We start from the raw sequence: 10,268 nt of genomic DNA, 5'->3' as shown, positions 1-10,268 counted from the left end.
ATGCACCTGGACCGCGCCCCGGTTCTGAGGGGTGTATTCCGGTATCTCCAGCTCGGTCTCGTGAGCGCTGTCGTCACCGGAGCCATATTCCCATCGAATCTTTGCTTTCATCCCGGGTCGCCAGCGTTTAGGGATTTCAACGCAACAGGAATACTTGCCCCCACCGCTTTCGGGAAATAGGCTGGGGCCACTCGCGCCGTTGACCGTAAACCAGAAGATGGCGCGATTCTCCATGTGGTCGTATCCTGTGACCTCCACCGGGATCATGTCGTCGGTACATCCGCCAAGCGGCAATAACAACAGCAGCACGGATGACAACAGCACCGCACGGAGCCTTGCACGGCCACACTTGCTTAGTAGATGCATGGATAGAACGCCTCGGAATTGGTAATGGAGATCCCCCGCAAAGCGTGGATTCGCCGCCTTTTTTCCCGGTCGGACAATGCCCGCCCACGTGTCAGGTCTGGATTCAGGGCAAACTCGATCGCTGTCATTTCTTGTGTTGATCCTCGTGGTAGTTTCGTGCCCAGTCCTCATTGAGGGTCCATGGGGCCCAGTCTTTCTGCGGCAAGGGATTGGCAGGATGGCCAAGGCTGTACCTGGACACGACGATCTTGACGCGATGTTCTGGGTAGAAATGCACCTGGACCGCGCCCCGGTTTTGCGCCGTATACTTAGGTATCGCTACCTCGGCTTCGCGAGGGCTGTCGTCACCGGAGCCATATTCCCAGCGGATCTTTGCTTTCATGCCAGGTCGCCAGCGTTTAGGGATTTCAATGCAGCAGTTGAAGCTGCCACCACCGCCACCCGGACCCAGATTCGGCCCACCCGCGCCGTTGACGGTGAAGCTGACGATGGCGCGCTTGTCCATGTGGTTGTATCCCGTTACCTCCACCGGGATCATGTCGTCGGTACAGCCGCCGAGCCGCAACAACAAGAACAGCACTGACGACAACAGCACCGCACGGAGGCTCGCACGGCCACACTTGCCTAGAAGACGCATGGATCGAACTCCTCGGAATTGGGAATGGCGATTTCGCGTGGAAGCCTTGCTGCTGCCAGCAAACATGATCAGTGCTTCGCATACTGCTCGGGCTCGAACACCATGCCCGTGATGGCACGGGTGCGGTCCGGCTCACCCAGCCAGGTGGACCAGCCCAGGCCCTCTGCCGAGCCAAGAACGGCCGGTGGAGCGGAGTCCGGAATCACCTGAAGTTCGACCTCCCAGACGAACTCGTATCCGACGAACGAGCGCACCCATTCGATCAGCAACGGCAGATCTCGCCCGTTGGGCGTGAAATTCAGATACCGCTGCAGGCTGAGTGGCCCGATCACCAGACGGAACTTGTGCTGGCGGTCGGACACCTTCTCACCAAGCATGGCACCCTGTCCCATCACGCTGGGCGCGCCCGGGCGGCCGAGGTGGGAGTGTTCCGCCGGGTCGATGGCGATCCAGTGCAGCACGAATTCTTCGAGCCTGACCGGCACGCCGAAGAAATGCGCCAGCGTGGCGGCGATGCCATCCGGGTTGCGGGCTTCACGCACATGGTGCGCGCTGGCCGCCAGACGGGCATGGGAGGGGAGGGGGCCGGCGATTTCGCCGGCTTCGCTGCCTGCAAGCCATCCGATGTAGCGGGAGAACACCTCATCATCCCGGCGATCCAGCCCCGCCGCGGATTGCCCGTGTGCCCATGCCTGGTAGAACTGGGTGAGCGCGCGGTGGTGGAACAGGTCAAGGAAATCGGCGGTGGTCCTGTCCCGGTGCGCCTCGCTGCGCTCGCGGACGATTTCCGTGAAGTGGATCGGCAGGGCGCCGTTCGGCCCCAGCATGCCCAGACCGAACAACTGAATCTTGAGCCCGGTTGGCGTTTGCTGGAGCTGGGCGATCTCGCGCGGCGCAAAGGTGAGGGAGGCTTGCTGGCCGATCCGGAAATGTTCGTCGCCTGGCCGCTGCGCTTGTCCGATCGGCGGCAAGTCCGGGCGATGGGCGGCCAACTGGCGCAGCAGTCCAAGGAAGCTCAGCTTCCACGGCGCCTGACCAGCATACTGCGCGGGTGGTGCAAGTGCGCTGGCTGGTGGCGGCGCATTGTCATCGATTCCCCGATACATGGCTATACCGCGCTACGGGTGCCCATACGGGCCGGCCAGCGATGAACCAGACCACGCTGGATTGAGGTCATCTCGGTTTCCGTGAAGGAATTTACCGACACATGACGAGCGAGAAAATGTTCCAGGACGACACCGAACAGGTAGGGGCTGATGCCAGAGAAGCCGGTTTCGTCAACCGTCAACTGGCACTGAATGCCGCGTCCGTAGATGATCGGCCCGTTGTCCGGAAGCCGGCGCGTGACCGGCCTGACTTTGGAGCCGATCAGGCTGTCAACCTGACGTTGTTGTGCTGTGTTCTCGCTTGCCACGAACAGACGCAACATGTCCCGCAGGCCCTGGCCGCCTTGGCGATGGTCAAGATCGGTCAACGACAGATAGTTGAACCCGAGTTGCCGGATCAGGCGCCAGGCCATCTCTCCCTCGGCGAACGGCGCACGCGGTGCGGAAGGGGGGCGGATGAGGCCGACGCTGGCGACGGGCACGGAATCGGGTGCTTGCAGGTCCTTTCGGCCATTACGGGGCACCAGGTTGGAAAGGTCGCGGTTGGTGACCAGTGCCTCGACGGACAGGTGCCGCAGGACGTCGGGATAGGGGGCTTCGTTCTGATCCACCAGTGAAAGGAACACTTCGCTACCGGTGTAGGCGGTACGGGTACCGTACTTGCGCGCATGGGTGGACAGCACCCGCCGCTCCCGCCGCATGGAGAAGTAGCGGCCGTGATTTCCTTCGTCGCCGTTGAGGGTGGCGAAGAGGGGGCGAAAGTCGATAGCCTCGCTGTGCTCCGCTTTCTGGCCGAAGATCTTCTGGACCGAGTAGATCTCGAAGTCCAGGGGCGACGTGCGATCCGGCACCATGTGAAACTCGGTTCGTCCCGGGTGAATCTCGATGCGGTCGGTCCGCTTCGGGAAGAGATTCACCACGGGCGCGCAGTACAGTGCAAACTGGCCCGCATCGACGTGGGCGGCCGGATTGCCCGGCGGCTTCGAAAGCAGCAGGACAATTTCGGCTTCCGCGCCATCGATCCTGGCGAGCCCGGGCGCCAGGCCGTTGAGTCTGAAGAAGTAGAAACGCTGAGGACACGCGAAGTACTCATGCACGAGGTTGTGCCCGTGGAATTTGTTCCACGCAAGCGGCAGGGCACTTTCTCCGGGGGCGAACCCAAGCAAGGAAACAGCATCCTTGCTGACTGCGGAGGGCTTGTTGCCCATATCCCCGGGTTGACCGATCAGGGAGACGGTGCCGGCGCTATGCACGAGTTCCAGCAGATGGCTGGCGATGTGTTCATCGCCACGAAGGTAGACGGCCAGTGAGTCTACCGACGGAAGCTGGGCAAAGGTCGTGTCACGGTTGATGCGCAGCCGCAGGCGCAAGGCGCCCTGCACGGTGACGTGCGCGGGCACGTAGCGCTCCAGGCCCGGGATGTCGGGCGGGATGCCGGTGAGCCTTGCCTCGACTATCTCGAATGGCCAGAGTTGCACATCCTGCGTGGTGCGGAACTCGCACGCCGTCGACTCGCCATCTGGAATGCCCGCCTTGAGGGTTGTCCCGCGGGGAACCACGACGCCACGGGCAAAGTCTCCTTCTTTCTCACTGGGGTGGAACTGGGCGACCGCGATTGCCGGCGTGGGCGCCACATAGTTGGGATAGACAACTTCCAGCAGGCGTTGCGTGAAACGGGGAAACTCCGCATCCAGCTTGATCTGGGTTCGCGCGGACAGGAAGCAAAAGGCTTCGATCAAACGCTCGACATAGGGATCGGCCACCTCGTGTCCGTGCATGCCCAGCCGTTTCGCAACCTTGGGGTGCTGGCTGGCGAATTCACCAGCCAGCTCGCGCATGTAGACGAGCTCCTGGTTGTAGTACTCAAGAAGTTGCGGGTCCATGGTGTCAGGTGGCGTGGATGGATTTGACGCTGATCCGGCTGGTTTCCAGATCGAGTGAACTCTGCGCGGTGAACGCCATTGGATAGGGATCCATGTGGATCAGCCCGCGGATCTCGAAGAGCAGGACGTTGTAGCGGTGTGGCGCATCCTCCTTCTCCAGCGGCGCTACTGCCAAGGTGCCTGGAATGAGCCGTGGTTCGAAATCAAGGATGGCGCGCTTGATGATGTCGACGATGTCGCTCCACTTGTGCTCGGACAGGTWGGTGCCCGCTACGGCAGGAACCCCGTAGTTGAGCGTTGAACTTGCCACGGCCCGATAGCGATTGCGATCCATCTCATCTTCGCGATTGGTCGTGTTGAGCAGATAGGTCAGGTCGCGCTGGACGATCTCGCGCATCTGAGCGCGCGTGAAGGTGTACTCGTCGGCGCGTTCCGTTTGCCGATGCGGGGCTTCGTCGCGCAGACGATCAAACAAAGTCGGCAGCAGGTGCGCATGTGGGCGGCGCGGTGCGCGGCGGTCAGTCATGGATGCCACCAAGAGTCAGCATGGCAGTCTCCAGCAGAGGGACGTCGCCGGCGTCGGTCATCCAGGTTTTTTGACCAAGGCCCATCACCCCGGTCTCGCCAGCTTCGCTCCAGGTGGTTTCTCGCGCCATGCGAATGGCGTCGCGGCCAAGCTCTGAATCCGGATACCGAACCGGGATGAAGCCGCGTGCGATGGACCCGTCGACGAGGGTCACGGTGGCCGGTCGCCATAGCAGATCCAGCAGCCCCGCTGGGGCGCGCATGTGCAACGTCCGCATCTGCGAAAACGGCAGCCAGGTGTAGCGGCCGGCGACGACTAGTTCGCAGGTGGGGCCTAAGCGAGTGTCGGTGTCGGTGATCCATGCGAAAGGTTGCCCGTCATGGCTCCCAGGCGTGTCCGACACATCGGAGAACGCGAGATTCCGGTTGCGGTCCGCGCCGGAAATATCGCAGGCCTCGGCCAGGGCAAGCGCCACGTGTAGCCGCTCGAGCCACCCGGGCGCAGGCAGCAAGTAAGCGGGTTCGCGCGCTCCCGAGAAGACCGCCTTGCGGAACGCTTCCATCCGGACCAGGTCGCGATAAGCGTGCGCGGTCTGTGCGAAGTCCGGTGCCAACTGGGCGGCAACCTGCAACTGCCTGAGCGCGCGCGGCCAGTCACCGACCACGCACAGCCATTGGAAGAGGCCCCACCTCGCGTCGAAGCTGCCGGGCTGCTTGCGCACGCCAGCCTCTGTTGCGGCCAGCGCGTCCGCGATGGATCCGGCCTCGCCGAGAACGCTACCGATGGCACCGAAGGCACGCGTCGTGTTATTGGCCGCCATGACCGCGCTCTCCGGCAGGTGAAGTTTGTGGCGATGCGGGTGCCGGACGATAGGCGCTATCCATCGAGACAAGGTGATGTTCGCGCCGGGTCAACTCGGCGGTGACGTCGCGGCGCCGCGTCGGCACGATATTTCCCGCGAACAGCCACAGCACGTCATTCGATGCGGATGCCGCGGGGAGTTCCAATGCCTCAAGGTTGCCAAGCGGGCCGATGAGTGCGTCGATCGGTAGCCGGCCGGCAAGCCCATGCAGGAGCGACGAGTCTGCCCTGGCATCTGCGGCCAGGGCATCGAGCGGCTGCTCGACTGCAATGGCAGGCGCGGACCTGCTTGTGAGGCACTGGCTGAACGGGCTCACGTAATTCGGATCGCGCAGGGCCGCCTCACCTTCCTGCACCAATGCGTCGAGCACATCATCGCGCTTCGCGCCCGCTGCCGGCGCGGGCTCTGGTTCGATGCAGGCGGGACGAAGCATGGCGAACGGGTCGGGCACCGAGGTCGGAGGCGTCACCTCAGCGGCCTGCCGTGGCCACACTTCGCCCATGGTGTCACCGATGCCCGACCGGAACGTTCTCGACGGCGACAGGTTCAAGAGCTTTTCCAGCTCGTCCATTGCATCTCCTCGGTGGCGGGCGGGCCGGAGCCCCATCCAAAGAGCCAGAATGATAATCGCAAATCGTTACCGAATAAAATGTAAATTAATTGTTAAGAATTTTCTTATGAATTCAGATGAGAGTTAAGAATTTTGAAATTCAATTTAATACTTGTCCTATTGACTGACCGTGAAGAGTTGGAATCCAGCGTTCTCGGAAAATAGGTGTTTACCTGTGACGCGATTTGCTCATATTCTAAAAAAGGAACTAAATTCACATTCTCTTCGGGCTTTGCGTAGCCACCCCATGCAGGCCACTCCATGCAGAAGAGAGCAGAGCAAGGCATCAAATGGACATCTCGCGTCAGGCGCTGTTCGGCCGACTCAATCCCACCCTGTTCCAGGCAATCGAAAGCGCCACTGCCTTTTGCAAGCTGCGCGGCAACCCATATGTGGAACTCGCGCACTGGCTGCATCAGCTGTTGCAGGCGCCTGATGGCGACCTTCAACGGATCCTGCGGCATGCGGGCGCCGACTTGGCCGCACTGGAAGCAGACATGGCCCGGGCGTTGGCGGCGCTGCCGGCTGGCGCCACGTCGATCAGCGACTTCGCGTTCCAGATTGAATCCGCGATCGAGCGAGCCTGGGTGTACGCGACGCTCGCTTTTGCCGATGACCGGGTGCGTGGCGCCTACTTGCTGACTGCGCTGCTCAAGACGCCCGAATTGCGCCGCACGGTCCTGGGGATATCCAGCCAGTTCGCACGCGTGCACGCTGACGGCCTGGTTGAGTCGGTCCCGGCACTGGTCGCGCAGTCGCCGGAGAGCAGGGAAGCTGCCTACGACGATTGCGGGCTGGCACCGGCCACCCCGGGTGAGGCCAGTGGCGCGATGGCGCCCGCGGGCTCGGGCAAATCCGCGTTGGGCCAATACTGCCGGGACATGACCGAGGAGGCTCGCGCTGGCCGACTTGACCCCGTGATCGGGCGCGAGCACGAGATTCGAACCATGACGGATATCCTGCTGCGCCGCCGCCAGAACAATCCATTGCTGACCGGCGAGGCTGGGGTTGGCAAGACCGCCGTCATCGAGGGGTTGGCGCAGGCGATTGCAGCAGGCGAGGTGCCACCGAGCCTGAAAGACATCCGGCTGCTCTGTCTCGACGTGGGGGCGCTGCTGGCCGGTGCCAGCATGAAAGGCGAATTCGAGGCGCGCCTGAAAGGGGTGCTAGAGGAGGCCGCGAAGTCTGTCAAACCAGTGATTCTGTTTGTCGACGAAGTCCACACGCTGGTTGGCGCTGGCGGGCATGCCGGTACGGGGGACGCCGCCAACCTGCTCAAGCCCGCGCTGGCCCGCGGGGCATTGCGCACTATCGGTGCCACCACCTGGAGCGAGTACAAGCGCCATATCGAGAAGGACCCGGCGCTCACGCGCCGCTTCCAGGTTCTGCAGGTCATGGAACCGGAGGAGGCCAAGGCTGTCTCGATGGTGCGGGGGCTGGTCGACACCTTCGAGGCGCACCACCAGGTATGGATCCGCGACGAGGCCGTGCGTGCCGCCGTCAAATTGTCGCATCGCTACATTCCGTCCAGACAGTTGCCCGACAAGGCAATCAGCTTGCTCGATACGGCCTGCGCGCGCGTTGCTTTGTCGCTGCATGCGCCGCCGGCGGTCGTGGACCACCTGCGCCAGCAATTGGCCGCGGCCGAGACCGAGTGCGCGCTGCTTGCCAAGGAGGGCGGATTCGGCAAGCCGGACCTGCGCGCGACTGCTGGCGCGCAGGTCCGGCACGGCCAGATCAAGGCCGATCTGGCGGCGGCCGAGGCGCGCTGGGAAAAGGAGCGGACCCTGGCCGTGGAGCTGGTGACACGCAGGCAAGCACAGTTGCATGCCATCGCGCAAGGCCAGCAGGGCGCAGATGGGGAGCAACCCGGCGAGGCGCTGCCGCTGTCGGAGGCAGAGGCGTCCCTGCGGGCGGCGCAGGCAGGGACGCCGCTTGTCTACACCGAGGTGGATGAGGCTGTGGTAGCCGCGATCGTAGCGGATTGGACGGGCATTCCCGTGGGACGCATGGTCTCCGATGAGGTTGCCGCCGTGATGCAGTTGCCATGCACGCTCGGCGCCCGCGTCATTGGCCAGGACCATGCACTGGAGCAGCTCGGCGAGCGCGTCCAGACCGCCCGCGCGCAACTCACCGATCCCAACAAGCCGGTGGGCGTGTTCCTGCTGGTCGGCCCCTCGGGCGTTGGCAAGACAGAGACCGCGCTGGCGCTGGTGGACGCCCTTTATGGCGGCGAGCAGAACCTCATCACGATCAACCTCTCCGAGTTCCAGGAGGCACACACCGTATCAACCCTCAAGGGTGCGCCGCCGGGCTACGTCGGCTATGGCGAGGGGGGCGTATTGACCGAAGCGGTGCGCCGACGCCCTCACAGCGTGGTGCTGCTCGACGAGGTCGAGAAAGCTCACGCCGATGTGCACGAAGTCTTCTACCAGGTCTTCGACAAGGGCTACATGGAAGACGGGGAAGGGCGCCATATCGACTTCAAGAACACCATCTTGCTGCTGACCAGCAATGCGGGTTCCGATCTGCTGGCGAACCTCTGCGAAGACCCCGCGCTGATGCCCGAGCCGGCCGCCCTGCGGGACGCCCTGATGCCGGAACTTCGTAAAGTGTTTCCGGCGGCATTCCTGGGCCGGCTGGTGGTGGTGCCCTACCTCCCGCTCGCGGCCAGGAACCTCGGCCGGATTGTGCGGGTGCATCTGGATCGCGTGGTGGCACGCATGCACAACCAGCATGGCATCGCGCTCACCTATGGCAGTGCCGTGGTCGACGCCATTGTCGAACGATGCCCGGTTGGCGAGACCGGCGCGCGGCAGCTGATCGGCTTCATCGAGCAGGTCATCCAGCCGCAACTCGCGCGGCTGTGGCTGTCCGCCCTGTCGGAGAAACGCCCGTTGGCTGCCATCGACATCCGACTGCCCGGCAGCGGCAGCGGCTCGCCCGAGCTGACCTATCACGCCGAATACCGTCCGGGCCACGACCCTGTTGGGCCGGCGTATCCCAAAGCCGAAGCGGCCTAGAGCCGTGCGGCACGTCCTTGTAACCCGCTGGGGAGAACCATGTCTGTTGTGAACAGTTCGCAGAAATTTATCGCTCGCAATCGCGCGCCGCGTGTGCAGATCGAGTACGACGTCGAAGTCTATGGCTCGGAGAAGCGCATCGAGTTGCCCTTCGTGATGGGCGTGTTGGCCGACCTGTCGGGCAAGCCGGCCGAGCCGCTGCCGCCGGTAGCCGATCGCAAGTTCCTGGAGATCGATATCGACAACTTCGATGAACGGATGAAAGCCATGAAGCCTCGCATGGCCTTTGCCGTGCCCAATACGCTTTCCGGCGAAGGGCAACTCATGGTTGACATGACGTTCGAGAGCATCGAGGACTTCTCGCCGGCGGCTGTGGCCGGCAAGGTCGACGCCCTCCGGAAACTACTGGAAGCCCGCACGCAGCTCGCCAATCTGCAGACCTACATGGACGGCAAGTCGGGGGCGGAATCGCTGATCAATCAATTGCTGCAAGACCCGGCGCTGCTGCAGTCGCTTGCCAAGGCACCCAAGCCCGAGGCGAATCACGGCGACACCCTGGCGCCGCAGTCCTGACTGGCTCGGCTGCTTGCCTACCTGAACAACCTCATTAAGCAAGGATTCCATGGTTTCCGCCCAACAAAGACAACAACAGGCCGTCGCGACGGCTGAGCATTCGGATTTTGCGGCACTGATCAGCCGCGAGTTCTCTCCCAAGACCGACCAGGCACGCGAAGCGGTCGACCTGGCCGTCAAGACGCTGGCCGAACAGGCGCTGGCCAGCGCGTTCACGATGAGCGACGATGCTTACAAGAGCATCGAGGCCATCATCGGCGCCATCGACAAAAAGCTCTCGGAGCAAATCAATCTGATTTTGCACCACGAGAGCTTCCAGAAGCTGGAGTCTGCCTGGCGCGGCTTGCACCACCTAGTGTCAAACACGGAGACCGACGACAAGCTGCGCATCCGCGTGATGGACGTGTCGAAGGAGGAGTTGCGCCGCACTCTGCGCCGCTACAAGGGCATCGGCTGGGATCAGAGCCCATTCTTCAAGCGCGTCTATGAAGAGGAGTACGGCCAGCTCGGTGGCGAGCCGTACGGCTGCCTGGTCGCCGACTATTACTTTGACCACACGCCGCCCGACGTGGAACTGCTCGGGTCGCTGGCCAAGATCTCGGCCGCCGCCCATGCACCATTCATCGCCGGCGCCTCACCGTCCGTGCTGCAGATGGATTCATGGCAGGAACTGGCCAACCCG

Annotated in this window: 10 protein-coding genes; 3 read left to right on the top strand and 7 right to left on the bottom strand. The window is 63.0% G+C overall.

Annotated elements, in window-relative coordinates:
- The 7 genes from AC1DN0_RS38900 to AC1DN0_RS38870 all read right to left on the bottom strand — a co-directional run.
- Positions 1-366, bottom strand: a 366-nt coding sequence (locus AC1DN0_RS38900) for a DUF3304 domain-containing protein (protein ID WP_477146503.1), incomplete at its 3' end; no start/stop codon positions are given.
- A 124-nt stretch (positions 367-490) separates the two neighbouring features.
- Positions 491-1,003, bottom strand: coding sequence for a DUF3304 domain-containing protein (locus AC1DN0_RS38895; protein ID WP_441631822.1), 513 nt, complete (start codon positions 1,001-1,003; stop codon positions 491-493).
- A gap of 68 nt (positions 1,004-1,071) precedes the next feature.
- Positions 1,072-2,109, bottom strand: a complete 1,038-nt coding sequence (gene tssG / locus AC1DN0_RS38890; protein ID WP_441631820.1) for a type VI secretion system baseplate subunit TssG — start codon at positions 2,107-2,109, stop codon at positions 1,072-1,074.
- Positions 2,110-2,111: 2 nt separating this feature from the next.
- The gene (tssF, locus tag AC1DN0_RS38885) at positions 2,112-3,992 is read right to left on the bottom strand and encodes a type VI secretion system baseplate subunit TssF (protein ID WP_441631818.1); all 1,881 of its coding nucleotides are present in this window, start codon (positions 3,990-3,992) and stop codon (positions 2,112-2,114) included.
- A 4-nt stretch (positions 3,993-3,996) separates the two neighbouring features.
- The gene (gene tssE, locus AC1DN0_RS38880; protein ID WP_477146502.1) at positions 3,997-4,518 is read right to left on the bottom strand and encodes a type VI secretion system baseplate subunit TssE; all 522 of its coding nucleotides are present in this window, start codon (positions 4,516-4,518) and stop codon (positions 3,997-3,999) included.
- Positions 4,511-5,338: a type VI secretion system accessory protein TagJ gene (locus AC1DN0_RS38875; protein ID WP_441631814.1), complete on the bottom strand. Its 828-nt coding sequence runs from the start codon at positions 5,336-5,338 to the stop codon at positions 4,511-4,513. Before AC1DN0_RS38875 ends, tssE begins: the two co-directional genes overlap by 8 nt.
- On the bottom strand, positions 5,325-5,951 hold the full coding sequence (locus AC1DN0_RS38870; RefSeq protein WP_441631812.1) for a TagK domain-containing protein: 627 nt from the start codon (positions 5,949-5,951) through the stop codon (positions 5,325-5,327). Before AC1DN0_RS38870 ends, AC1DN0_RS38875 begins: the two co-directional genes overlap by 14 nt.
- Before the next feature lie 329 nt (positions 5,952-6,280).
- Here AC1DN0_RS38870 and tssH point away from each other — a divergent pair, with 329 nt between their 5' ends.
- The 3 genes from tssH to AC1DN0_RS38855 form a co-directional block, all read left to right on the top strand.
- Positions 6,281-9,013 (top strand): type VI secretion system ATPase TssH, encoded by a 2,733-nt coding sequence (gene tssH, locus AC1DN0_RS38865; protein WP_441631810.1) that lies wholly within the window; start codon positions 6,281-6,283, stop codon positions 9,011-9,013.
- Positions 9,014-9,052: 39 nt separating this feature from the next.
- On the top strand, positions 9,053-9,586 hold the full coding sequence (tssB, locus tag AC1DN0_RS38860; RefSeq protein ID WP_441631808.1) for a type VI secretion system contractile sheath small subunit: 534 nt from the start codon (positions 9,053-9,055) through the stop codon (positions 9,584-9,586).
- 49 nt (positions 9,587-9,635) lie between these two features.
- A partial coding sequence (locus AC1DN0_RS38855) for a type VI secretion system contractile sheath domain-containing protein (protein ID WP_477146501.1) occupies positions 9,636-10,268 on the top strand: 633 nt, incomplete at its 3' end.

This window comes from Cupriavidus sp. 05N39 (assembly GCF_056397325.1).
The sequence above is the reverse complement of the archived record's forward strand: the minus strand, read 5'-3'. Positions and strand labels throughout refer to the sequence as shown.

Bases quoted from the DNA above. Each gene is read 5' to 3' on its own strand.
- AC1DN0_RS38870 (WP_441631812.1), bottom strand. From the start codon at position 5,951: ATGGACGAGCTGGAAAAGCTCTTGAACCTGTCGCCGTCGAGAACGTTC.
- tssB (WP_441631808.1), top strand. From the start codon at position 9,053: ATGTCTGTTGTGAACAGTTCGCAGAAATTTATCGCTCGCAATCGCGCG.
- tssG (WP_441631820.1), bottom strand. From the start codon at position 2,109: ATGTATCGGGGAATCGATGACAATGCGCCGCCACCAGCCAGCGCACTT.
- AC1DN0_RS38895 (WP_441631822.1), bottom strand. From the start codon at position 1,003: ATGCGTCTTCTAGGCAAGTGTGGCCGTGCGAGCCTCCGTGCGGTGCTG.
- tssF (WP_441631818.1), bottom strand. From the start codon at position 3,992: ATGGACCCGCAACTTCTTGAGTACTACAACCAGGAGCTCGTCTACATG.
- AC1DN0_RS38875 (WP_441631814.1), bottom strand. From the start codon at position 5,338: ATGGCGGCCAATAACACGACGCGTGCCTTCGGTGCCATCGGTAGCGTT.
- tssH (WP_441631810.1), top strand. From the start codon at position 6,281: ATGGACATCTCGCGTCAGGCGCTGTTCGGCCGACTCAATCCCACCCTG.